23 protein-coding genes are annotated in these 22,528 nt (G+C 42.3%); 7 read left to right on the top strand and 16 right to left on the bottom strand.

Annotation, left to right across the window (positions count from 1 at the left end; genetic code table 11):
• Position 1: 1 nt before the first annotated feature.
• The 7 genes from EIP89_RS01530 to accD all read right to left on the bottom strand — a co-directional run bounded on the left by EIP89_RS01530 (position 2) and on the right by accD (position 6,888).
• The gene (locus tag EIP89_RS01530; RefSeq protein WP_124396896.1) at positions 2-1,144 is read right to left on the bottom strand and encodes a methionine aminotransferase; all 1,143 of its coding nucleotides are present in this window, start codon (positions 1,142-1,144) and stop codon (positions 2-4) included.
• 124 nt (positions 1,145-1,268) lie between these two features.
• Positions 1,269-2,045 carry a 1,2-phenylacetyl-CoA epoxidase subunit PaaC gene (gene paaC, locus EIP89_RS01525; protein WP_124396895.1) on the bottom strand — a complete coding sequence of 259 codons (777 nt, stop codon included), beginning with the start codon at positions 2,043-2,045 and terminating at the stop codon, positions 1,269-1,271.
• 12 nt (positions 2,046-2,057) lie between these two features.
• Positions 2,058-2,345, bottom strand: a complete 288-nt coding sequence (gene paaB, locus EIP89_RS01520; RefSeq protein WP_124396894.1) for a 1,2-phenylacetyl-CoA epoxidase subunit PaaB — start codon at positions 2,343-2,345, stop codon at positions 2,058-2,060.
• A gap of 197 nt (positions 2,346-2,542) precedes the next feature.
• The gene (locus tag EIP89_RS01515) at positions 2,543-3,409 is read right to left on the bottom strand and encodes a sigma-70 family RNA polymerase sigma factor (protein WP_124396893.1); all 867 of its coding nucleotides are present in this window, start codon (positions 3,407-3,409) and stop codon (positions 2,543-2,545) included.
• 84 nt (positions 3,410-3,493) lie between these two features.
• Positions 3,494-5,620, bottom strand: a complete 2,127-nt coding sequence (locus EIP89_RS01510) for a polyribonucleotide nucleotidyltransferase (protein ID WP_124396892.1) — start codon at positions 5,618-5,620, stop codon at positions 3,494-3,496.
• Positions 5,621-5,702: 82 nt separating this feature from the next.
• A complete protein-coding gene (gene rpsO, locus EIP89_RS01505; protein WP_124396891.1) occupies positions 5,703-5,972 on the bottom strand; it encodes a 30S ribosomal protein S15 in 270 nt (89 codons plus the stop codon).
• 73 nt (positions 5,973-6,045) lie between these two features.
• The gene (accD, locus tag EIP89_RS01500; protein ID WP_124396890.1) at positions 6,046-6,888 is read right to left on the bottom strand and encodes an acetyl-CoA carboxylase, carboxyltransferase subunit beta; all 843 of its coding nucleotides are present in this window, start codon (positions 6,886-6,888) and stop codon (positions 6,046-6,048) included.
• 318 nt (positions 6,889-7,206) lie between these two features.
• Between accD and EIP89_RS01495 the strand changes: the two genes are divergently transcribed.
• Complete coding sequence (locus EIP89_RS01495) at positions 7,207-8,682, top strand: acyl-CoA synthetase (RefSeq protein ID WP_124396889.1); 1,476 nt, start codon at positions 7,207-7,209, stop codon at positions 8,680-8,682.
• 32 nt (positions 8,683-8,714) lie between these two features.
• Here EIP89_RS01495 and EIP89_RS01490 read toward each other — a convergent pair whose 3' ends face one another.
• Positions 8,715-9,767: a branched-chain amino acid aminotransferase gene (locus tag EIP89_RS01490; RefSeq protein ID WP_124396888.1), complete on the bottom strand. Its 1,053-nt coding sequence runs from the start codon at positions 9,765-9,767 to the stop codon at positions 8,715-8,717.
• 122 nt (positions 9,768-9,889) lie between these two features.
• Here EIP89_RS01490 and EIP89_RS01485 point away from each other — a divergent pair, with 122 nt between their 5' ends.
• The 3 genes from EIP89_RS01485 to mnmC2 are packed head-to-tail and all read left to right on the top strand — an operon-like array spanning position 9,890 to position 11,505.
• The gene (locus EIP89_RS01485; RefSeq protein WP_218019307.1) at positions 9,890-10,390 is read left to right on the top strand and encodes a DUF4920 domain-containing protein; all 501 of its coding nucleotides are present in this window, start codon (positions 9,890-9,892) and stop codon (positions 10,388-10,390) included.
• On the top strand, positions 10,371-10,859 hold the full coding sequence (locus EIP89_RS01480) for a hypothetical protein (protein WP_124396887.1): 489 nt from the start codon (positions 10,371-10,373) through the stop codon (positions 10,857-10,859). The genes EIP89_RS01485 and EIP89_RS01480 overlap by 20 nt, the downstream gene beginning before the upstream one ends.
• Positions 10,837-11,505, top strand: coding sequence for a tRNA (5-methylaminomethyl-2-thiouridine)(34)-methyltransferase MnmC2 (gene mnmC2, locus EIP89_RS01475; protein ID WP_124396886.1), 669 nt, complete (start codon positions 10,837-10,839; stop codon positions 11,503-11,505). The genes EIP89_RS01480 and mnmC2 overlap by 23 nt, the downstream gene beginning before the upstream one ends.
• Here the strand turns inward: mnmC2 and EIP89_RS01470 are convergent.
• Together EIP89_RS01470 and EIP89_RS01465 are read right to left on the bottom strand one after the other, a co-directional pair.
• On the bottom strand, positions 11,494-11,892 hold the full coding sequence (locus EIP89_RS01470) for a response regulator (protein ID WP_124396885.1): 399 nt from the start codon (positions 11,890-11,892) through the stop codon (positions 11,494-11,496). The two genes, mnmC2 and EIP89_RS01470, sit on opposite strands and share 12 nt — an antisense overlap.
• 55 nt (positions 11,893-11,947) lie before the next feature.
• Positions 11,948-12,760: a 2OG-Fe(II) oxygenase gene (locus EIP89_RS01465; RefSeq protein WP_160160482.1), complete on the bottom strand. Its 813-nt coding sequence runs from the start codon at positions 12,758-12,760 to the stop codon at positions 11,948-11,950.
• Positions 12,761-12,934: 174 nt separating this feature from the next.
• Between EIP89_RS01465 and EIP89_RS01460 the strand changes: the two genes are divergently transcribed.
• The 3 genes from EIP89_RS01460 to EIP89_RS01450 all read left to right on the top strand — a co-directional run bounded on the left by EIP89_RS01460 (position 12,935) and on the right by EIP89_RS01450 (position 18,133).
• A complete protein-coding gene (locus EIP89_RS01460) occupies positions 12,935-14,113 on the top strand; it encodes a hypothetical protein (protein ID WP_124396883.1) in 1,179 nt (392 codons plus the stop codon).
• Between the two features lie 248 nt (positions 14,114-14,361).
• Positions 14,362-16,428: an OmpA family protein gene (locus tag EIP89_RS01455; RefSeq protein ID WP_160160481.1), complete on the top strand. Its 2,067-nt coding sequence runs from the start codon at positions 14,362-14,364 to the stop codon at positions 16,426-16,428.
• Positions 16,429-16,603: 175 nt separating this feature from the next.
• Positions 16,604-18,133, top strand: a complete 1,530-nt coding sequence (locus EIP89_RS01450) for an SLC13 family permease (protein WP_124396881.1) — start codon at positions 16,604-16,606, stop codon at positions 18,131-18,133.
• On the opposite strand, the gene EIP89_RS01445 is transcribed toward EIP89_RS01450, so the two are convergent.
• The 6 genes from EIP89_RS01445 to hutH form a co-directional block, all read right to left on the bottom strand.
• Positions 18,125-18,448, bottom strand: a complete 324-nt coding sequence (locus tag EIP89_RS01445) for a magnesium citrate secondary transporter (RefSeq protein ID WP_124396880.1) — start codon at positions 18,446-18,448, stop codon at positions 18,125-18,127. The two genes, EIP89_RS01450 and EIP89_RS01445, sit on opposite strands and share 9 nt — an antisense overlap.
• A 66-nt stretch (positions 18,449-18,514) precedes the next feature.
• Positions 18,515-18,784 (bottom strand): hypothetical protein, encoded by a 270-nt coding sequence (locus EIP89_RS01440; protein WP_124396879.1) that lies wholly within the window; start codon positions 18,782-18,784, stop codon positions 18,515-18,517.
• Between the two features lie 15 nt (positions 18,785-18,799).
• Positions 18,800-19,714 (bottom strand): geranylgeranylglycerol-phosphate geranylgeranyltransferase, encoded by a 915-nt coding sequence (locus tag EIP89_RS01435; protein ID WP_124396878.1) that lies wholly within the window; start codon positions 19,712-19,714, stop codon positions 18,800-18,802.
• Positions 19,708-20,232: a KdsC family phosphatase gene (locus EIP89_RS01430; RefSeq protein ID WP_124396877.1), complete on the bottom strand. Its 525-nt coding sequence runs from the start codon at positions 20,230-20,232 to the stop codon at positions 19,708-19,710. The genes EIP89_RS01435 and EIP89_RS01430 overlap by 7 nt, the downstream gene beginning before the upstream one ends.
• Positions 20,180-20,986: a DUF2520 domain-containing protein gene (locus tag EIP89_RS01425; protein ID WP_160160479.1), complete on the bottom strand. Its 807-nt coding sequence runs from the start codon at positions 20,984-20,986 to the stop codon at positions 20,180-20,182. Before EIP89_RS01425 ends, EIP89_RS01430 begins: the two co-directional genes overlap by 53 nt.
• Complete coding sequence (gene hutH / locus EIP89_RS01420; RefSeq protein WP_124396875.1) at positions 20,983-22,503, bottom strand: histidine ammonia-lyase; 1,521 nt, start codon at positions 22,501-22,503, stop codon at positions 20,983-20,985. The genes EIP89_RS01425 and hutH overlap by 4 nt, the downstream gene beginning before the upstream one ends.
• Between the last annotated feature and the right edge of the window lie 25 nt (positions 22,504-22,528).

Here is a 22,528-nt window from a genome sequence, read left to right as displayed (position 1 = left end):
ACTACAAGTTTTTAAGACGTTGGGCGGCAAGTTGCAACGTTTCGTTGCGTTTGGCAAAGCAGAAGCGCACAATGCGCTGGTTTTTTGGAGGGTTTTTGTAAAAAACAGAGATAGGAATCAGAGCTACTCCAACTTCTTTGACGAGCCATTCGGTAAATAGAACATCGTCAAGATCAGAAATTTCAGAATAATCGTAAAGCTGGAAATAGCTTCCTTGAGTGGATATGGGTTTAAATCGTGTTTCGGAAAGCAGGGTTTGGAGGTAATTGCGCGCTGCCTGTAAATGTGTGACTAAAACCGAGGGATCGAAATCTGGTAAATACTCGGCAAGGGCTGCTTGCATAAAACTGTTGACAGCAAAAACTTCGTATTGGTGAATCTTGCGGATTTCGCGAGTTAAGGGTTCGTTAGCGACTATGTAGCCAATTTTCCAGCCGGTAGCATTTAGGCTCTTACCAAAGGAATAGACGCACGCAGCCCTTTTTCTCAATTCGGGATAGGTAATAGCAGAGAGATGTCGTAGTCCGTCGAATACGATATGCTGGTAAACTTCGTCGAACAGAAAGATGAGATGAGGATTTGCCTTCGCGAGATTTTCGAGAAAGTGCATTTCAGCCGCTGATAGTATTTTTCCTGAAGGATTGTGGGGGTTATTGACGATTAAAAGCCGAGTTTTTGGCGAAATGGCTTTCTGAATTTCAAGAGTTGGAAGAGAAAAATCTGAAGAAAGTGGTATTTCCACCCCTTTTCCACCCATAAGCTCTATAGCAGGCACATAGCTGTCGTACGAAGGTGCCAGTACAATCACTTCGTCACCAGGATGTACCAAAGTGGCAATCACTGCAAAAAGAGCCTGAGTGGCACCGGCAGTAATGGTTATTTCAGTATCAGGGTCAATCTGAATGTTGTGGGTTCGCCTATGCATTTCTGCAATAGACTGACGAAGCGTAGGCAGACCGGGCATGGGAGCATACTGATGGGTGTGGGAGTCAATATGGCGCTGGATGCATTTCAGTAGCTCTTGGGGCGGACGAAAGTCAGGAAAACCCTGAGACAGATTCACTGCACCATGCTCGGCAGCCATCGCCGACATTTTTGCGAAAATGGTGGTAGCCAGTGTTGGAAACTTAGATGGAAAAAACATGCAACAACTTCAGTTTCACACAAAATAATGCTTCATCAATCAAAAAGTTTACACAGTTTCTTTATTGATAATTGGCCGCTGCAACTATGTTTATTAGATGATGTAGAGAAAATTGATTGTAAGCCTACCATTTTGCATCGGGGTACATTCTCGGCAAATGCTGCATTTCGGCCAGGATGTAACCTAAATATTCTGTATGACGGCCTTGTTTGCCGCCTTTCTGAAACCAATTAGCTTGGGGTACAGTAAGCGTAGCAAGGGAGAGTATTTCGTTAACTTTCGACTCCCAAGCGGATTTTAACGTTTCGGGATTTACACCGGCCCCAATATCAGCCATATTCATATCTACGTCATCAGCCATAAAAAACTCACCTGTCCACATCCATAAGTCATCAAGTGATTTTTGAATTTTTTGATGGCTTTCTTCTGTACCGTCGCCGAGCCTAATGACCCACTCAGCACTCCACTGGGCATGGTAGGTAATTTCTTTTATGGCTTTTTGGGCAATGGCTCTAATGTCATCGTCGGTTGATTTGCAAAGTGCCGAATACAAGTAATAATTATAGGTATCAAATAAAAACTGTCGAGCCAGTGTATCTCCCCAGTGACCATTCGGCAGTTCGGTTATCAACAGGTTGTGAAATGAACTGGTATCGCGAAAGAAGGCGAGATCGTCTTCCGTGACATCAGGACCAAGCTGACGGGCTGCATACTGATAGAGCATTCGGGCATGGCCAAGCTGATCGAGTGCTATATTGCTCAGTGCGATGTCGAGCTCCAGTTCAGGTCCATGTCCACACCATTCGCTTAGTCTTTGGCCGAGAATTAATGCTGTATCAGCTAACCGCAATGTGTAAATAAGACGATGATCAGCGCCTTGGGTATGAATATTTTTTTTCATTTAATCGACAAATTACATATGGCCTACTTCATCGGGAATATCGTAAAAGGTAGGATGGCGATACACCTTGTCATCGGCGGGAGAAAAAAGCGGTTCCTTTGCATCAGGCGCTGAAGCATGGATGTGACGCGCTTCAACTACCCAAATGCTGGTACCCTCGCTTCGACGTGTGTACACATCGCGCGCGTTGAGAATGGCCGTTTGTGCATCAGGTGCATGAAGGCTCCCCACATGCTTGTGACTCAATCCATTTTTACTCCTTACAAAAACTTCCCAGAGAGGCCATTGATCAGTGGACATACGTTGGCTACAGTTTCTCGCAAAGATACCTGAACGAAGGCAATTGGTAAAAGAGAGTGTGAAATACCTGGAATAGCTTAAAGTAAAAACTGGTGAATAAAACTGTCTATTTTTTGAAAGATTAGCAAAACTTCAGAAGATAAAAAAAGCCGCCCAAAAGCAGGGCGGCTTGACATAAAGAGATTTTTAGCGGGAGATTAACCTCCTAAATAAGATTTCAGAATTCGGCTGCGTGAAGTATGCTTCAGTCGGCGAATGGCTTTTTCTTTAATCTGACGGACGCGCTCGCGTGTCAAGTCAAACTTATCGCCGATTTCTTCGAGCGTAAGCGGATGCTGACCATTTAAACCGAAGAAGAGCCTGATTACGTCAGCTTCGCGCGGAGTAAGTGTTGAAAGGGCCCGTTCAATCTCGATACGAAGTGATTCGTGCAAGAGGTCTTCTTCAGGGTTGGGGCTTTCGCCGTAGCTGAGCACGTCGTAGAGGTTAGAGTCTTCGCCTTCTACCAGCGGAGCATCCATTGACACGTGGCGGCCGCTGTTTTTGAGGCTTTCTTTTACATCCTCTTCTGACATGTCGAGCAGGCTGGCAATTTCTTCGGCTGACGGGGCGCGCTCGTGCTCTTGTTCGAGTTGTGCGTAAGCCTTGTTGATTTTGTTAATCGCTCCAATTTTATTGAGCGGTAAGCGAACTATACGGCTCTGTTCGGCCAGAGCTTGAAGGATGGATTGACGAATCCACCAAACGGCATAAGAAATAAATTTAAAACCTCTTGTTTCGTCAAAGCGCTGAGCAGCCTTTATAAGGCCAAGATTGCCCTCATTAATGAGGTCAGGTAAAGTAAGACCTTGATTTTGATATTGTTTAGCTACTGATACCACAAAACGCAAGTTGGCTTTGGTGAGCTGCTCCAGTGCTTTCTGGTCACCAGCCTTAATGCGCTGGGCGAGTTCTACTTCTTGTTCGGCACTGATGAGTTCTACTTTGCCGATTTCTTGTAGGTACTTGTCCAGCGAAGCAGTTTCGCGGTTCGTAACCTGTTTTGTAATTTTTAGTTGCCTCATTTGTCAACTGGTGTTTTCAAAGGGGATTTAAAAAGTTGATTTCTTGAATCAGTAAGCAGCGCGATGTTTCGCGCAGAGGGGGTATTAACCTGAAACCTCCGGTTTGGGCAGCAGTACCTTTCTCGATAGTTTGAGCTTGCCTTTTTCGTCGATGGCGATCAGTTTTACATCGATTTTGTCGCCTTCTTTCAGCACGTCTGACACGTTGGCAATCCTCTTATGGTCGATTTCAGATACATGCAGCAATCCGTCGGTTCCTTTCCCTATTTCAATAAATGCGCCGTATGTTTGAATAGACTTTACAGTTCCAGTGTACACCTCACCTACTGTGGGCACAAAAGCGATGTCGAGAATTCGCTTTTTTGCTTCGTTGATGCCCTCTGGGTCGGTACCTGATATTTCAACCACACCTTTATCGTTGACCTCTTCGATTACAATTACAGTGCCGGTTTCGCTTTGAATTGACTGAATAATCTTACCACCCGGACCTATGACTGCGCCTATGAGGTCTTTAGGAATGCTCAATTTAATAATTTTAGGTGCGTGAGGTTTGAGTTCGGGGCGTGGCTTGTCAATGGTCTTGAGCATTTCGTTTAGAATGTGCAGGCGTCCTTCTTTTGCTTGCGTGAGGGCTTTTTCCATGATTTCGAAAGAAAGACCCTGAATTTTTATGTCCATTTGACAAGCAGTGAGACCTTTGGCCGTACCGGTGACTTTAAAATCCATGTCACCCAGATGGTCTTCATCGCCCAAAATGTCACTTAAAACAGCCCATTTTCCTGACTTTTCGTCAGTAATCAATCCCATAGCAATGCCCGATACCGGCGCTGAAATGGGAATACCCGAATCCATTAAGGCAAGCGTTCCTGCACAGACAGTAGCCATTGAAGAGGAACCGTTTGACTCAAGAATGTCGCTCACTACCCGAATGGTGTAGGGAATATCCTCACTAATTACCGGTTTGAGGGCTCGCTGAGCCAGATTGCCGTGACCAATCTCTCTGCGGCCTACACCGCGCAGCGGCTTTGCCTCGCCAGTTGAAAACGGAGGAAAGTTGTAATGCAAATAGAAGCGCTCAGAGCCCACGAAGGTGGCTGAGTCTATTTTGTTTTCATCGAGTTTAGAACCCAATGTAACAGTCGTGAGCGATTGCGTTTCGCCACGCGTAAAAATGGCTGAACCATGAGCACCGGGCAAATAATCTACCTCGCACCAGATGGGGCGGATATCCGCCGGGCCACGACCATCGAGGCGTTTAGATTCGTTTAGGATCATATTGCGCATGGCGTGGTATTGCACCAGGCCGTAATATTTCTCAGCGAGTTTAATGGTTTGTTCATCTACATCCTCGCCGAGCGATTCGATGAATTCTTTAAAAATTTCTTTGAAACGCGCATTGCGAACTTTTTTAGGAAGGGCACTTTTGGCCACCTCATAAACCTTGGCGTAAGTAGCTTCTTCTACTTTCTTTTTGAGCTCCTCGTCGTTCGTCTCATGACAATACTCGCGTTTGGGATATGCACCTGGTACTTTAGCGGCTAACTCCAGCTGGGCCTGGCAAAGAATTTTAATGGCTTCGTGTGCCACTTTTAAGGCCTCGAGCATTTCAGACTCCGAAACCTCCTTCATCTCGCCCTCCACCATGATGATGCTATCCATCGTGCCGCCTACCATCAAGTCGATATCAGCCGTAGGAATTTCAGCTGGAGAAGGGTTGATTTTAAATTGACCGTTGATACGAGCAACGCGAACCTCGCCAATCGGGCCATTGAAGGGGATGTTGGACACGGCGATGGCAGCTGATGCCGCTAAACCGGCTAATGAGTCAGCAGCTACGTTTTTGTCGTAAGAAATGAGATTTATAATAACCTGAGTATCAGAATGATAATCTTCCGGAAATAACGGGCGCAGAGCACGGTCAACCAGGCGGGCTACCAGAATCTCTTCGTCGCTCGGCTTTGCTTCGCGTTTTATAAATCCGCCGGGCACACGACCTGATGAAGAAAATTTTTCGCGGTATTCTACGGTAAGGGGCATGAAGTCGATGCCCTCCATCGGTTCTTCGTTTGAAACCACAGTGGCCAGCAGCATGGTAGCCCCTGACTTTACTACCACTGCTCCGTGTGCCTGACGCGCAAGTTTACCGGTTTCTATGGTAATGATCTGACCATCAGGCAATTTTATCTCTTGTATAATGGGTGTTGGAGCCATATTTACATGTATCTTATTAAAAACGAAAAAAGGCCATCAATAGTTGATGCCCTTTTTAAACAAAAGAACTTTAAAAGGAAGATTACTTGCGAATATTGAGTTCGTTAATGATTTTTCGGTAGCGCTCAATATCTACGTCCTTTAAGTAATTCAACAATTTCTTTCTCTTACCCACCAGCATTACGAGTGCTCTTTCAGTACTCTTGTCCTTTTTATGCTTGCGAAGGTGTTCGGTTAAGTAATTAATTCTGTAGGTAAACAGTGCAATTTGGCTTTCGGGTGAGCCAGTATCGGTAGCTGAAGTACCATATTTTGCGAAGATACTCTGCTTAATTTCCGGTGTCAGATACATATTGTCCTTCTAAATTTTATTTATTTTAATGGCCGGCAAAGATAGCACAATAGCGCAAAATTCAAAGTTAAATTTACATCACACACTGGAGGAAAAAATCCACTTTTTCACGGATGTTTTTGCGCTCAACGATAAAGTCGATAAATCCGTGTTCTAGCAAAAATTCAGAGGTTTGAAAACCTTCAGGTAAATCTTTTCCAATAGTTTCTTTTACCACTCGCGGACCAGCGAAACCGATCAAAGCGCCTGGCTCTGCAATATTGATATCGCCAAGCATAGCAAATGATGCAGTGACACCTCCCGTAGTGGGGTCGGTCAAAAGCGATATATAGGGAATTCCAGCCTCGCGCATTCGAGCAATCATTGCAGCAGTTTTGGCCATTTGCATCAAGCTGTACGCAGCCTCCATCATGCGGGCCCCACCTGATTTCGAAATTGTCATTACTGGCACCCGGTGCTCGATTCCATATTTCATGGCACGAGCTATTTTTTCGCCCACCACGCTTCCCATCGAGCCTCCGATGAAGTTAAAGTTCATGGCAGCGATTACGATATCACGGCCATTCAACTTGCCGACACCAGTGGTAACAGCTTCATTTACTTTTACTTTTTTGATGGCTTCGGCGAGTCGATCGGAGTACTTTTTTGTGTCCACAAAATTTAGTGGATCGACCGACCTCATGTTTGGGTCTAGTTCGGTGAATTCGCCGTTGTCAAAAAGTATTTTAAAATATTCTTTAGCGTTGATTTTTTCGTGATAGTTGCAGTTGGCACATACCCAGAGGTTGGCCTGGTGATCTTCAACTGCAGTAATTACTTTGCACTTCGGACATTTATACCACAGACCCTCAGGAGTTTCTTTCTTTTCAGAAGTACTGGTAGTAATGCCCTCTTTATTTCGTTTAAACCATGCCATGAAATTCCGCGTGTTTTACCGGTGCAAAGAAAGGAAAAAAATCTCAGTACGCTTTTGATCTGGCAGAGTTTATACAAATTCACCATGACTGCTCAAGGCCTTATAAATCAATGATCTTTTATTTGAATAAAGAAACATCGCCAGCAGAAAGGAGGTAAAACGACTTTGAGTCTTATGAATAAAAAAAATCTTTTAAACCTGATACACTGAGTTTTAGATCTATTCCTAATTCCATTTTTTCGCTAAGTCTAGCAAATATGCACTCCGGATAACTAAACAAAAAAACTGCATTAGCTTAGTTCGCAAAAAAATGAGTTTATGGAGCTTGATTGGTCGAAAAAATGGAACATTTACTCCCCCAATAAGCCAGCCGTTGTAGAAGTTGACACCGGTAGAACCTTTACATTTAAAAAGCTAAACGACTATGCCGAAAAAATCGGCATTTATCTTTTGGCTGAGGGAATAAAAAAAGGAGATCGCATCGGGGTACTTTCAGCATTTTGCGCCGAATATGTCGCTCTGTTTTTTGCTGCACAAAAGGCTGGCTTTGTATTGGTGCCACTGAACTATAGACTCGCACCGCGCGAAATTGCCTACATCGTTTCTAACGCAGAATGTTCGCTGGTATTTGTATCAAATGAATACAACCAACTATGGAATCAGGCCGGTATCTCTTTAGTTCACAAACCGATCGAAGGGCTCTTTGACCTTCAAATTGCCGGCACTACAGATTTAAAATACAGCACTCATTTATCCGAAGACGACCCTATTTTCATTCTCTACACCAGCGGTACCACTGGAGCTCCTAAAGGCGCTCTCTACACGCACAAAATGCTCTTTTGGAACAGTGTAAATACGGCTCTTCGGCTTAAAGTACACTCTGACGACAGCACTTTGATTGTGACACCTCCTTTTCACACAGGTGGTTGGAATGTGCTGCTCACTCCCCTACTCCACTTTGGAGGCTCAGTATATCTTATGAAAAAGTTTGACCCTGAAATGTGCCTTGAGGTATTGGTTGAAAGGAATATCACCCTCTTTATGCTTGTGCCTACGATGGTGCGCATGCTGGCGGAGACAAACAAGTTTAAAGAAGCCACCTTTACTCATTTGAAATATTTTATCGTTGGGGGTGAGCCACTGCCCATCCCACTTATTCAAATTTGGGCCGAAAAAGGGGTACCCATTCGTCAAGGCTATGGATTGACGGAATGCGGACCCAACATCACCTCTCTTCCTGAAGATGATGCCATTCGCAAGCGAGGCTCCATAGGGTTTGTCAATTTCTATGTGGAGTATAAACTCGTAGATGGCGAAGGCAACACTGTAAATGGCAAAGGCACAGGTGAACTGTGGCTTAAAGGTCCCATTGTAACACCCGGATTTTGGAAAAACGATGAAGCTACCCGAAGCAGCATTTCGGAGGGCTGGTTTAAGACGGGCGACATCCTGCGAAGGGATGAAGAGGGCTATCTGTATGTGGTTGATCGAATTAAAAATATGTACATCTCTGGTGGCGAAAATGTATATCCTGCAGAAGTGGAGAAGTACATTCTTACGCACGAAGCGGTGGCTGAAGTGGCAGTGATAGGTGTGCCTGACGAAAAATGGGGTGAAACCGGCAAAGCGTTTATTTCACTCAAGCCAGGATACACGCTCGATTATCCAGCGCTGAAAGCGTTTTGCGAAAAAGGTTTGGCTAAATACAAAATACCCAAGCATTTGGTAATACTGGAATCTTTGCCCAAAAGCGACACGGGTAAAATCGATCGCAAAAAGCTCAAAACCATGTAAGAAGTGCCGTTTAAAGTCACTTCTCAAAAATATCATGGTCTAAACACGTCGTGCATCCAGCCGTACTTATCGGCAGTGCGACCTAATCGAATATCTGAAAGTGCTTTTTTGATCGAAACTGACAATCCATCAGTAGGTGTAGGCACTTCAACAATCTGACCACGATAGCCAATATGAGAAATCGGACTGATTACAGCAGCTGTACCCATGCCAAACATTTCGTTGAGTCTGCCCTCGCGAGCAGCAGTGAGTAACTCGTCCACCGTTACAGGACCTTCCTGTACGGGATAGCCTTGATCGCGCAGCATGGTGAGAATGCTGTCTCGAGTAATTCCCGCCAAAATGCGATCGCTGAGAGCAGGTGTTCGAAAAACGCCATCGATCACCATAGCCACATTCATGGTGCCTGACTCCTCGATAAGCTGATGATTCTTGTGATCCGTCCAAATGATTTGAGTAAAGCCGGCCTCTTGTGCGAGTCGTGTTGGGTAAAAAGCTGCACCGTAGTTTCCAGCGGCTTTAGCAAATCCCACCCCACCATCAGCCGAACGCACGAATTTTTCTTCGATTTTAACCTTCACAGCACCGCTGTAGTAAGGACCCGAAGGGCTGAGCAAAATGCAAAAAACGTAAGATTCAGAGGGTCTAGCGGCTATGAATTCAGAAGATGCATACAAAAAAGGCCTGATATACAGTGATATATCCTCTCCTGCCGGCACCCAGTCGTAGTCTAATTGAATGAGCTGAATAAGACCATCCATAAAAAGCTCTCTAGGCACAGGAGGTATTGTCATGCGCTCAGCACTCCGATTGAGCCTTTGAAAATTTGCTTCCGGACGAAAAATACTCACCACGCCATTGTCTTTTCGATAGGCTTTCATTCCTTCAAATACAGCTTGCCCATAGTGCAAGGCATGTGTAGCTGGCGACATGGGAATCGGTCCATATGGACGTATTTCAGGTTCTCCCCATTGGCCATTTTCGTAAGTGCAGATGAGCATGTGGTCAGTAAAGACTTTTCCAAATGGAAGATTGGAAAAATCAACCTCATTAATCCTTGATTGATTAACTTTTGAAATCTTCATTTTGTAGAATAGTATTACAAAAAGTTCGTTGTCCCCTCGACAAAGGTAAGTTGTGAAGGTTTTTGTGGGGGCAACTGTTTAATAATTTCACCAATCGGCATAAGTTTGCAGAAAATTTTAAAATGAAAATGTTAAAGTACTTTGCAATTACAGGAATGCTCCTTTTAGCCATAGCTTGTACAAACAAAACAGAGACGACAGAAACTACAGAACCAGAAACATCAGAGGAATCTCCTACCGGTTTTTTTGGAGAAAAAATTACTGAAGAAGGGGCAATAGAAGCATCCGAACTGCTCACTATGCTTAAAGAAGGTGATTCTGTATTTGTAAAAGTACGCGGAACGATAAACGAATGCTGTCAGAAGAAAGGTTGCTGGATGGATGTAGACCTAGGAAATGGAAAAACTATGGTGGTACGTTTTAAAGATTACGAATTCTTTGTTCCGAAAAATTCAGCCGGTTATACAGCCATCATGGAAGGATATGCTAAACTCGAAGTACAAGATGTAGAATGGCTCCGCCACAAAGCTCAAGACGCCGGAAAGTCGGCTGAAGAAATTGCCGCCATCACCCAGCCCGATACTAGCATAACCTTTATGGCCAATGGTGTCATTATTAAATAAAAAATTCATCTTGTTCACAGCGCTCTTAGCAGGAGCGCTTTTTTATTCGTGCAGTTCTGAGTCGAAAAATGCTGTGAACGAAAAGGATGCAGACTTGCACAAAAGACCTGAAATGTCGGAGCTTGCCCTCTTGATGCGACGCATGGACAAGCTCACTGCACAATGGAAAAAATCCGTAGAAGCCGGTGATTATTCGTCGATTGAAGTACCTGAATGGCTCAACCAGCTGCACACAGCCGAGGCTACAGACCCAGAAGAAATCACCGAAGTATTTCACCCAATGGCTACAGCGTGGATCGAATCGGTAAAAAACTTCAAAGAAGCGCCTGAAGCTGAAAAACCCGCTGCTTTTAACACACTGGTAAGCAACTGCGTGAATTGTCATCAACAGTTCTGTCAGGGCCCAATTCCGCGTATTAAAAAACTCTACGTCGATCTGCCGGAACATGTTTCAACTCGCAGAAACTAAAGACGGTTCTTCTACCCTCATAAATACCCACCTACAGCAATCGTATCACAGCATGCATGGCGCCATTCAGGAGTCTATGCATGTTTTTATTAAAGAGGGTCTGCTGTATTACCTCGAAAAATTCCCTAAGGAAAATCTGCACATTTTCGAGATGGGGTATGGTACAGGTCTAAATGCCGTGCTTACCTTTTTAGAGACTTTAAAACGGCAACTCTTGGTTGACTACAAGGCTGTGGATCTGTTTCCCATTGATGCAGAAACTGCTAAAAAATTGAATTACATTGACTTGCTTGGTTTAGATGAAGTGCAGTTTACTGCCTTTCACACATTTAATGCGGAGTCATTTTCACGCGTTTCAGAAAATTTTAAAATTGAGTTGATACATACTGCCTTTGAAAACTTCCATCCTGAGGCAAATTGCATCGATCTGATATATTTCGATGCCTTTAGCCCATCAGCCCAACCTGAATTGTGGACTGTAGAAGCAATGGGCAAATGCTTTGAAATGCTGCGTACGCCAGGCGTTTGGGTTACATACTCTGCTAAGGGAGACGTACGACGCGCATTGAAAGAAGTGGGTTTTCAAGTAGAAAAAATTCCGGGGCCGCCTGGTAAAAGAGAAATGCTCAGAGCTTTAAAAATTTAGCTTATTAATTATTTCTTGTAGCGCGTTCATTTTCAGGGGTTTTCCGATAAAACCCTTTACTAAGGGATGCTCATTTGAGCGCTGAACGTCCAATGGATCAATGGATGAAGTGACCAGTAATACCTTTGGTATTTTTAGCTTCAGACTTGGTGATTCATTGAGCTTTTCTAAAAATTCAAAGCCATCCATTATGGGCATGCGGATATCGAGCAGAATGATATCCGGCAATTTTTCGAATTCTTGATTTATATGAAGATACTCCAAATACTTGAGAGCGTCGATAGCAGATATACAGGATTTTATCTCAGCCTCTGGCATTAAATTCTTTACAACTCGCTGGTTTATTAATAAGTCGATTTGATTATCGTCAATGATCAAAACATTCATTTGCACAAATTCCTAGACAAATATGAAAACAAATTACAACTAACGAAGTGCCTTATTAATTTTTATCCTGAAAATCAAGTTTTTTAACGCCAAGAAATTTTAATGCGCGTTTTGTGTTGATTTTAATTGTTTCTTTTACATTGGTAATCAATTTTTTACCCAAACTTTCATCCGGTCGAGGCAAGAATTTGGAATCGCGATAAGTAAAACCTTCACCGATTGGAGTATAGTAATAGGTATAAAAAGACTTTCTGCTTTCGTGCTCAGGCACATGAATGCGACTATATCCATGAGGCGAATTATCGTCGGTATAAAAAATTACAGCCACATTGTGAAAAGGTGGAATTTTTTTCACACATTTCTTCATTTCCACATCCCAGAGCTCTAAATCTCCACCGTATTCAGGTTTCCAATATTTATTGAGGTAAATCAACAGATTAATTCGTCGCCATAGGCCCTTTTCAGGATTCATGTTTACATCTACATGCACATCTACAAAACTGCCATTTTTACCCTGATGTAACCCACTTCCCAGGCTATCATCGGTAGATCTCAGGCCTTCTACTCCGGTCATCTCACTCAGCCAAGTGCAAAATTCTTCGCTTTGCACGGCATCTCTTACTTGGGAAAATATTGGGTGCCAGCGCTCGAAGTGGTAGTCCTCAGCTTTATCTTCGTTTATGCTCTTGCGCTTTACATTCAAGGTTTCAAATGGAGGAAAATTTTCAAAGAGTTGATCTGCAATTTGCGGATTTAAAAAGTTTTCAATAGCTACATGCCTGCAGGGCTGTGCCTCTTTAAAAAGTTTGGATAATTTTTCCTTTTGGTTTAAAACTTCGGGATTTATAATGGAGGAGATTGGTTGCATTTCTTCAAAATGTTTGGGCAAAGATAGTTTATTGAGTTGCCTCACATAAGTGAGATTCCTACATTTCATTTTTTTACAATAAAATTTTAGTATGAGAAATTCAGAGTAATCCGTTCGAACAAACTTTTAAAATACCCATCGAGAATTTGTTTAAATTGCGTCAAAAATTGATAGATGAAAAAATTAACCTTCTACATCTTTTCTATAATTATTTTACTTTTTCTTACATCTGGCGATCTGATAGGGCAGTCCAATATTCGAACAATCACATTTGATATTCTTAAAAATCAGCTCTTTGGAGGAGCCGAGCTTCCAGCTGAAGAGCCAATTAAGATTGTCGGTCTTTTGCCAGAGGAAGTACATAGGGTAGAATTAATTTTATACGAAAAATCTGAAAAAAACAAACCCTATTACATCGGATTCTATCAGCGACCTTTCGACATGAAAGTCGATCGATTTGAAATTCAGCTCGATCCCTTACGCAGCGGGAGGCAATATTTTTTTACCTTTCAATACTTTACAAAAGCCACTCCTGAACAGTTAAGAGCACTACAACTCTCTCTCAATGCCAATTTAGAAGCTGCAATCCGATCAAATTATATCTACCGACGCAACAGCATCATCGGATTACAATCGCCCAATCAACTATTGAAAACACTTAATGCCCTAATAGCTGAGGGATTACAAGAGTTCAGACATACAACTGGTCGAACTTTCGACAGATTCAGCAGTCTTGTATTGGCAAAAATCCGACAAATAGAAAGTGAAAGTCTAAGCAATGCTCGATTTAACATTGCGAAAAAGAGCAAAGAGGAATCGCAACGCGTAGCATACGCCGAAAAACTCATCCAAGAGCTGATCGAATTGGTTCAAAGTGAGGCAACTCAATTTTTGAGTGACAACATGCTCATTCTGAGAGAAGAACGCACCTCCGTAGCTGTGACAGAGCAATTACCTGGTTCCATTCCCATCAACTTTGGCTATGGATTCGTATACTGGGAGGGCAATTTTAGCAATCTGGTGTACGACACATCCCCATACGTAGGAATCTCTATTCCTCTGGCTAACAAGACGTTTGCCCGCTATCTGGGCAACGCTTCTCTCTCAGTAGGCGTCTTGTTGAGAGATCTGGAATTTTCACAAATCAAATACTCAGGCCCTGTAATAAACTTGCCGATCTATGCTGGGCTAGGATACAAAGCTTTTCGCGTAGCGCGTTTCCACATTGGCGGCACACTGCTTTCGTCTGACGCTAACTCAGATGGCCAAATTCAGCTCGATGCGGCTTTATTTGGCGGTGTCAGCATCGAATTAAATGTATGGGCTGGTTTCGACAAAAAGCGCAAAAGATGACGCGATTCGTTGTACTGTTTCTTCTATTTCCTAGTTTGTTAAATAGCCAAATGTTTCCCTACAAATGGCGATTTAGCGTTCAAACTGGCTATTCTACCTATTATGGCGACCTAACCCCCTACCGCTTTGAGGACGGTGATCTCTTGAAATCAATTGGGCATTTATACACCTATAATGCTGAGTATATTCCTTTACCATCTTGGCAAGTCAGTCTCGAGCGATACATCAGCCCATCCTGGGCTTTAAAAATGGCCTTTGGAAATGTAAGCTTTAGCGCAAATGACCGCTTTGTAAAACCCGATGGCACTCTTTGGACAGATGCACCTTTCTTTGACCGTGGGCTCAATGCCGAAACTTCCATCTACGATGCTTCTATTGGCTTGATTTTTAAGACCGATAATTTGAAGTGGTTATCTCACAGGTCCTTTATCGCCCCATACATTGGAGTGCACGCTGTATTGCTCAATTTTGAAACTTACGCGGATTTACGCGATAATGAAGGGAATTTTTACAACCTTTCAAACCCCGCCTTGCGCCAAAACGGAGATTACGAGACGTTACTCACTGGCCTAAAAACAGAAGGCGTTGATTATCAGACAATAGCTTTCGGAGGTAGATTAGAGCTGGGCTTTCGCATACGATTGAGTCGGCAAATTAATCTCAATCTTTCAACCCAACTAACAGTAACAACCACAGATTATTTAGATGATGTGAGTATGAATTATCCCACTCAATTCAACAGCCAACTGCAGCAACGTGCATCTGATCCTACAAACCGCCGACAAACGACCTCAAAAAGAGGCGACGATTTTGTATGCGACAGTTACCTTTTTCATTCCGTGGGTATTCAGTGGAGCTTTGGCAGTCAAAGGAGATTGAAGAAATTTCCAAGCATCGGAGGGTACGCACCGCCACCCTCATTAGAAAATACTCCTAGCAAATTCGACCCGGCAGTGATGGCTCAAAGGCAATTATCTACCCTTAATCTGTCGGATTCATTGATATATGTGATAGAAAATCAGCAAAAACAAATAAGCGATCTTCGTGTGAATCTGAATAAAGCAATTTTAGAAATTCAAATCTTAAAAAGTCGGCAAAAAATAAGCGAATTGCAAAGCGAAAAAATTACTGCAGAAAGCAAACTTTCTGAAATAAACGATAGCATTCGCATTTTGAATAACTACAAAAATGAAATTGCATTAGATACTATATTGCCAAAAGAAGTGCGCGACAGTATTTACATCGTTTATTCGAATCATTTGGAACAACTTGAGCTTAAAAAATATTCACTTGAAAATCTATTAAAAACCCTTAAAAGCCAGAATGACAGCTTACAAATTTGGATAAGTAATCAAGAAAAAAATATTGAAGAATGGCCAACATCAGAAACTGTTATTCAGCCAGCCTTTTCTTCTCAAAATTCTAAAATAAATCAAGAGGTCGATCAAACAAATGCTCAACAAATTTCAGAAGTTAAGAAAGTTACCCCTCAGGCATTGATGCCAACAAATACCTCTGAACCACCTTCGATAGAACAGCAACTTTCAATGGATAATGAGCCATCTCAAAATAAGAATAAAGTAGGTGAGACCAGTGAGTTATTTCCTTCACAAAAAAGACCTGAAAATGCTAAAAAAACAAGAAGTTCAACCACGACGACCCTGCGCCAGAGTAATGAGGTTAAAAATCCAAATAGCGTCTCCGTATCGCCCTCAGAAATGCCTAATCGATCTTCAGAAAATTTCAGTGATACAAGTCAAACTACAACAGATAGTACTGCTCAAAAATCCATTGTTGAAATTTTAGAAAGACAAACAAAAATTTTAGAACTATTAGCACAAAAAGTTCAAACTATTGAAAATCAAATAAATACGGAAAAATTGACTCAAGATGATCAAAGCATAAAAGAAAACACCGAAGATAATTTAGCAGATAAAAGAGAAATTACAGAACAGGATAATTCCCCTATATGGGATATAAAAGCAACAGCAGGATTTAAAACCCGGGGAGCCATCTATTTCGAATCAGGCAAAGCAAAACTATCATCCGCAGAAGAATCACATTTGCGAGAAATCGCCAGATACTTGGCAGATTCTACGTCTTCTATTGTACTTCTGAGAGGATATGCCGATAATACTGGACCTAAATCATTAAATTTCAGATTAATAGAAAATAGACTCGATTATGTAAAAACTATTTTAATAGAGGAAGGTGTGCAACCCTCAAGGATAAAAAAAGATAAGGGCGGTGTGATTGTAAAGCCACTGCAAAAGGCACAACCTAGAGACCGTCGCGTAGAAATACTCCTTCAGTAATTTAATTGATCATTTTTTAAGGATTTAGGCAAAATTTTAAGCACAAGCTGAAGTTTAAAAGTTGAAGATTTCATTTAAGCGTAACTAGTTAAGCAACTTTTTGAATCCCTGTTTTAGGTCATAAATCAGCATGATTCACCATTCTACTTTTACATAGTGTAAAACATACACTTTTATGACCTCTGAGAACAAAAGCCCTCTTAAATTTTCAAACGTCGTGAAAGAGGCAATTTACATCGGTACTTATCCGACGCGCAAGATCGAAGACGTACTCGAATACATTAAAGCACATACAAAAATAGCTGGTACTAATCCAAAATGGGATTCTCGTGCAATCAGTGTATTTCTAACTTTGCTAATTATCTCCATCAGTGTATACATTTATGCAAAGCAGCAGAGCATACCCAAAGAAGCAGCTTTGATGATTTTCATTTTTGTATTTGCCTGCCTACTTTGGATTACCGAGGCAATCCCCCTTTTTGCGACGTCACTTCTCATCATAGGCTTGCAAGTGCTGCTGCTAGCCAATCCGGGCAATTGGTCTAACCTTGGATTTGAAAATCCCGAGAATCAGCAAGATTTTAAGCATTATTTTCAACCCTTAGCCGAGCCGGTAATCTACTTGTTTTTGGGAGGTTTTATTCTCGCCCAAGCCTGCGTAAAACGAGGCGTTGACCAAACATTGGCTACTTGGATGCTGCGTTATTTCGGCGCTACCCCCGTTCAATTGATCATCGGCATTATGGGTTTTACTGCGCTTTTTTCAATGTGGATGAGCAACACGGCTACCACAGCCATGATGCTAACCCTCTTAGGTCCCATTTTGTCACAAATGAGCGATGAAAAGAAATTTCAAAAAGCCTTGATCCTCGCTGTACCCTTTGCTGCCAATATCGGCGGCATGGGAACTCCTATAGGTTCGCCTCCTAATGCAATAGCTCTAGGCTTCTTGCAAAATAAAGGCCTCAACATCGGATTTACAGATTGGATGATCATAGCCATCCCTATTTGTATCGTTCTTCTTGCAATTACAGCATTTCTGTTAATCGCTATTTTTCCTCCAAAGAACAATAAACTTTCTATCTCGATTCAACCGGCCGATTTAGATCCAAAAAAAGTATTTGTAATGTCCATTTTTACCATTACAGTACTACTCTGGATGACGGAGAAGATTCACGGCCTGCCTACAAGCGTGGTAGCGCTGCTGCCAGTCGTGGTTTTCTCAGTTACTGGATTAATCAAAAAAAACGATATTAACAGTCTGGAGTGGAATGTGCTTATTCTAATTGCTGGGGGCATTGCCTTAGGTAGGGGCATGTCAGACACAGGACTCGACCGCATGGTGCTAGAATTTTTGCCTGACGACAGAAACATCTTACTCATATCGCTCATGGTCGCCACACTGGCACTTTCTACCGTAATTTCTAATACAGCAGCTGCTAATCTTCTGATTCCCATTGGCATATCAGCCGCATTTGCGTTTGGGCAAACGGATGTGGTTTTCGCAAAGGAGCTCGCCTTTTCGATTGCTTTATCAGCATCTTTAGCAATGGCACTGCCCGTAAGCACACCTCCCAATGCACTTGCCTATGCCTCAGGCATGCTGAAGAGTCAAGATTTCATAAAACTTGGCGCAATCATCGGCATCATTGGTCTTTTCACTGTATATCTACTCAGCTTTTTCCTTTTTCCAATTTTATCTTGATTTTTTTTGAATAAAATGATAATAAAAAATACCGCCAACAACATAACACAAAATATCGACATAATCGCGATAATGATAGGGATATTTTTCAGGGAGATACCATTCGAAATACACTGAAAACATACAGATCACTACAAAGATTTGAAAGGGTGTATACAAATGTTTGTAGGTATTTCTATGAATAAAATACATCAGGAATTTAGTAAGGCCAAGAGTGGCCGGAACTGCAATTAAATCGTCGAAGTAAGAGTGGACATAGGGTATGAAAATTCCAAATTTCTCTATCAATTGATTTACTGAAAATAGCACAATCAAAAGAGCTTCCTTTTTACCTAAAATAGAAAGATATTTTTTAAGCAAATTAAGCACAAACCTGAATCATTAATGTACTACTGATGAGGCTAAATACATAATCAATGAAACAATACCATAGACGATGATTTGGAAAAAGAGCACCACACCTTTTCCAGCTTTTATAAAAATCGGATCAGTCTGCTGAATTTTAATAAAAGGAAAGCCCGCATCAAGAGGTTTTTTTAAATGTTCGCGTTCGATTTTCTGCTGTTTATGGTGTTCGAACCCACAAAAGAGACAATGTTTTTTATCGTTATCTGTCCACTGTTTACAATTTGAACATTTTATTACCTTCATTCTTTACAAAGACCTTCAAATTTGCAATACTAACAGCGATAAAATACCCGTAAACATAGATATTTTCATCCACTGCTGAGCCATTTTATACTTTTTTTCTTTATTGGAAATCAATAAATAGAAGACGATCAACCAGGGTATAAGCAAAAACATCGCAGAATAAATATACAGATAGATCATATTCACTTTTACTACCGAAAAAAGCGAGAAAGCAATAAGGCTAGTTAATGCGAATATTGAAAGAATTACAGTGTTTTTTTCTCCTATTTTCAGTGGTAAAGTTACATATCCAGCTTGTCTATCTCCGGTAATATCTTCCAAAGTTTTTATCAGCTCGCGGACAAGGGTGGTCAGAAAAGCAAAAACAGCAATAAATACATGAACAATCAGCACGAAGTAACGCAATTCTATCGATGTAGAAGGCATTGAAATTAAGGGCATTATATCGAAGAAAAGAACAGTAATAATACTGAGCGCTGCAAGGAGAGAAATGATGAGATTTCCGATAAAGGGCTTCCGTTTAAAATCAGTAGCATATAAAAAAAGTAAAACTACGGTGATAACAGGAATTGAAAAGTACTTAAATCGATTAATAATTAACGATAAAGAAAAGGAAATAATTAGCCCGATCGCATTGAATAGATAATAGAGTATCCATGCATTTTTTTCAGAAACTTTATTCTGTACAATCAGCCGGTCTGGTTTATTTATTTTATCCGATTCTACATCATAAATATCATTGATTATATATCCCGCGGCCATTAGCAGCATGGTAGCAAAAACACCTGACGCAAATTGCCAATGGTCGAGCGCGGGATCCATACCAAACGGAATGTAAAAACCGTATCTTAAAAAGAGCTGAATGAATGCTGCCAGGAGCAAATTCTTCCAGCGAACGAGCTTGAGATAATCAAAAAAAGTGGCTACCATGAACGCGAATGTACATCGTTCCACCAGCCTCTTACTCTCAGGGTCTGCTCAAGAATGTCGCGCACACAGCCATTACCACCCGTTTTAGGCGATACGTAGTGCGAGATGGCGCGAATCTCCGGTGCTGCATCGTGTGGGCACACAGCAAGTCGAACACGGCTCATCACCTCATAATCAGGGAGGTCGTCGCCCATGTAGCAAATTTCGCTATCGCTGAGTCCGTAGCATGCTTTTAGGTCTTCGTACGCCTCAATTTTGTATGCAGCATTCAGATAAAGATCAACTACACCTAGATGGCGAAGAATTTCAGAAATTCCTAAACCGGAGCCCCCGCTGATGATCGCCACGCGCAAGCCTTTTTTTATCGCTAATTGAATAGCGAAACTGTCGTGGGTAGTCATATTTCGCACTGCACGTCCATCAGGCAACACGTGTATGCGTCCATCCGTCAGTACTCCATCTATATCAAACACGAAGGTCGTTATTTCCGGTAGTATTTGCTTGTAGTTCAGTGGCATAATATTTTTGAATACTTTGGGTTAACGTTTTGTATAGGAGCAATAGTTTTTCGCTTTTGATGGTTTTGAGGTGTTTTTCGATGGTTGGCAAATCGCCTCTTCGCGCCGGACCTGTCTGACTGCCCTTTAAATCACCAGCCAAAATGCGCTGAAAGGTCTGTTCGATAATAGGCTTCAGGAATTGTCGTGAAATTCCTTGCTGAATGAGCTCCTCCTCGAGCAATGCGTGCAGGTGATGAGCAAAATTATTGCTCACCACAGCAGCCATATGGGCAGCAAGACGCTTTTCGTAGGGCATTTCGATAACATTTGTAAATTTCAATTTGAGTACTTCTACGAAGTCGTCATGAGTGGCAGTCTCAATTGCAAAGGGAACCTGACGAATGTCGTAGGCCGAGGCTAATGAGATTATGGGCCAAATCACTAAACCTTTATCAGCATGGGGTTCAAGAGCTTCGAGCGAGGTGGCTCCCGATAGATGAATCCACCTTCTGGCATCGGCTTTTAATGATTGCGCATAAGACGAAATAAATGCATCAGGCACAGCAAGCCAAATGGCATCATAAGTGTCTGTATGGAATTGGTGATTCGATATAGTGACATTCTTCCATTCCTTAAACTTTACACTGCATGTGTCAGGCGAGCGTGAAACGAGCATTGCCTTAAAATCACTGTTAAAAAGGACATCCAGCAGTTTCAATACGAAACGCGCGGCATTGCCCGAACCGACGATTAAATGACTACCTCCCGTCATTCTATCCATTGATTGATGGCGTCAAAAGATACCGGTAGGTTTTTTACAAACTGAATGGCTGCTTCGATGTCATTGTGCAATTCGCGGTCGTTTTCTAGCACAGGTACAGTATCTCTGAAAAGTGATAAAAATTCCTCCAGCGACGCATTTAACTTACCTTTTCTGAAGTACAAAGCTTGAGAAGCGTGAAGAAGTTCGATAGCAAGTACTTTTTCTGTCAAATCGAGCACATCGTGCAATTTATTTACAGCATTCGCCCCCATGCTTACGTGGTCTTCTTGGCCATTGGAGGAGGGAATACTGTCAATGGAAGCCGGGGAACACAGCTGTTTGGAGGCACTTACAAGCGCTGCCGCACTGTATTGTGCGATCATTAATCCACTGTTCAGTCCGGGATTCATTACCAAGAAGGGCGGTAACCCCCTTTGACCCGACAGTAGTAGATACATCCGCCTTTCTGAAATGTTGGCCAATTCGTGAACAGCAATTGCGGCAAAATCAGCTACATAAGCCAGTGACTGTCCGTGAAAGTTTCCACCGGATAAGATGACATCGTCTTCGTGAAAGTACAGGGGATTGTCTGTCACAGAATTCACTTCGGTGAGCAACACTTGCAGTGTGTAATTCAAAGTATCGAGCGATGCCCCATGTACCTGAGGAATACAACGGAAAGAATATGGATCCTGAACCCAGGAGCGCTCTACTGTATGTAATTCGCTATCGATCAAGTGCCTGTACATAAATTCAGCTACTTTTTGCTGACCGGCATGTGGTCTAACTGAATGAATGAGCGGATCAAAAGGTTCGCGCCGACCCAAAAATGCCTCTAGAGAAAGAGCTGAAATCCAACTGGCCAGCTGATGCAGTCTAAAGGCTCTGATGAGTGCTGCTGCCAGAGAAGCCGACATGTATTGTGTGCCATTGAGCAGGGCAAGGCCTTCTTTAGAACGCAGCTGTACGGGCAGTTGCATACCTTCGAGTGCCGTGCATTGTGAGGTAGGCATCTTCTCGCCTGATACAGCCACGTATCCCAACCCTAATAGGGGCAAAGACAAGTGTGCTAACGGAGCAAGGTCGCCACTTGCTCCGAGAGAGCCCTGTTTAGGCACATATGGCAGTACTGAACGATTGAAAAATTCCGTCAGTGCATTAAGGGTATCGACCGAAATAGCGCTGTAACCGCGAACGAGCGACGCAATTTTAAAAAAAAGCATCAACCGCACCACCTCATCGCCAGCATAACTCCCTGTGCCACAAGCATGCGACATCACAATGTTTTTCTGAAGTTCCGCAAGCTGGCTTTCATCAATTTTTACATTGCACAGAGATCCGAAGCCTGTATTAACACCATACACGGGCGAATGTGATGAATGTAAAAGATTTTCAAAGCGCTCTCGTGTACTCTTTACGTGGTCAAGTACTTCTGGTGATAGAGTAATTTTTGAGTTTTTATGAAAATAAACATCATAAATCAGCTTAAAATCAATGGTATGCGATGGAGTAATGTGTATGGTCATTTACAAAAGCATTGAAGCATTGCAA

This window comes from Thermaurantimonas aggregans (genome assembly GCF_003851885.1).
GTDB classification, from domain to species: Bacteria; Bacteroidota; Bacteroidia; order Flavobacteriales; family Schleiferiaceae; genus Thermaurantimonas; species Thermaurantimonas aggregans.
This window is presented reverse-complemented; position numbering and strand designations above follow the sequence as displayed.

Coding starts and splice junctions, on each gene's coding strand:
- EIP89_RS01455 (WP_160160481.1), top strand. CDS start 14,362: ATGGCCTTTGGAAATGTAAGCTTTAGCGCAAATGACCGCTTTGTAAAA.
- EIP89_RS01470 (WP_124396885.1), bottom strand. CDS start 11,892: ATGAATGTTTTGATCATTGACGATAATCAAATCGACTTATTAATAAAC.
- accD (WP_124396890.1), bottom strand. CDS start 6,888: ATGGCATGGTTTAAACGAAATAAAGAGGGCATTACTACCAGTACTTCT.
- EIP89_RS01480 (WP_124396887.1), top strand. CDS start 10,371: ATGGTGTCATTATTAAATAAAAAATTCATCTTGTTCACAGCGCTCTTA.
- EIP89_RS01510 (WP_124396892.1), bottom strand. CDS start 5,620: ATGGCTCCAACACCCATTATACAAGAGATAAAATTGCCTGATGGTCAG.
- EIP89_RS01460 (WP_124396883.1), top strand. CDS start 12,935: ATGAAAAAATTAACCTTCTACATCTTTTCTATAATTATTTTACTTTTT.
- EIP89_RS01530 (WP_124396896.1), bottom strand. CDS start 1,144: ATGTTTTTTCCATCTAAGTTTCCAACACTGGCTACCACCATTTTCGCA.
- paaB (WP_124396894.1), bottom strand. CDS start 2,345: ATGTCCACTGATCAATGGCCTCTCTGGGAAGTTTTTGTAAGGAGTAAA.
- EIP89_RS01485 (WP_218019307.1), top strand. CDS start 9,890: ATGAAAATGTTAAAGTACTTTGCAATTACAGGAATGCTCCTTTTAGCC.
- EIP89_RS01430 (WP_124396877.1), bottom strand. CDS start 20,232: ATGCCACTGAACTACAAGCAAATACTACCGGAAATAACGACCTTCGTG.
- paaC (WP_124396895.1), bottom strand. CDS start 2,045: ATGAAAAAAAATATTCATACCCAAGGCGCTGATCATCGTCTTATTTAC.
- hutH (WP_124396875.1), bottom strand. CDS start 22,503: ATGACCATACACATTACTCCATCGCATACCATTGATTTTAAGCTGATT.
- EIP89_RS01490 (WP_124396888.1), bottom strand. CDS start 9,767: ATGAAGATTTCAAAAGTTAATCAATCAAGGATTAATGAGGTTGATTTT.
- EIP89_RS01465 (WP_160160482.1), bottom strand. CDS start 12,760: ATGCAACCAATCTCCTCCATTATAAATCCCGAAGTTTTAAACCAAAAG.
- mnmC2 (WP_124396886.1), top strand. CDS start 10,837: ATGTTTCAACTCGCAGAAACTAAAGACGGTTCTTCTACCCTCATAAAT.
- EIP89_RS01495 (WP_124396889.1), top strand. CDS start 7,207: ATGGAGCTTGATTGGTCGAAAAAATGGAACATTTACTCCCCCAATAAG.
- EIP89_RS01450 (WP_124396881.1), top strand. CDS start 16,604: ATGACCTCTGAGAACAAAAGCCCTCTTAAATTTTCAAACGTCGTGAAA.
- EIP89_RS01435 (WP_124396878.1), bottom strand. CDS start 19,714: ATGGTAGCCACTTTTTTTGATTATCTCAAGCTCGTTCGCTGGAAGAAT.
- EIP89_RS01440 (WP_124396879.1), bottom strand. CDS start 18,784: ATGAAGGTAATAAAATGTTCAAATTGTAAACAGTGGACAGATAACGAT.
- EIP89_RS01425 (WP_160160479.1), bottom strand. CDS start 20,986: ATGACGGGAGGTAGTCATTTAATCGTCGGTTCGGGCAATGCCGCGCGT.
- EIP89_RS01515 (WP_124396893.1), bottom strand. CDS start 3,409: ATGAGGCAACTAAAAATTACAAAACAGGTTACGAACCGCGAAACTGCT.
- rpsO (WP_124396891.1), bottom strand. CDS start 5,972: ATGTATCTGACACCGGAAATTAAGCAGAGTATCTTCGCAAAATATGGT.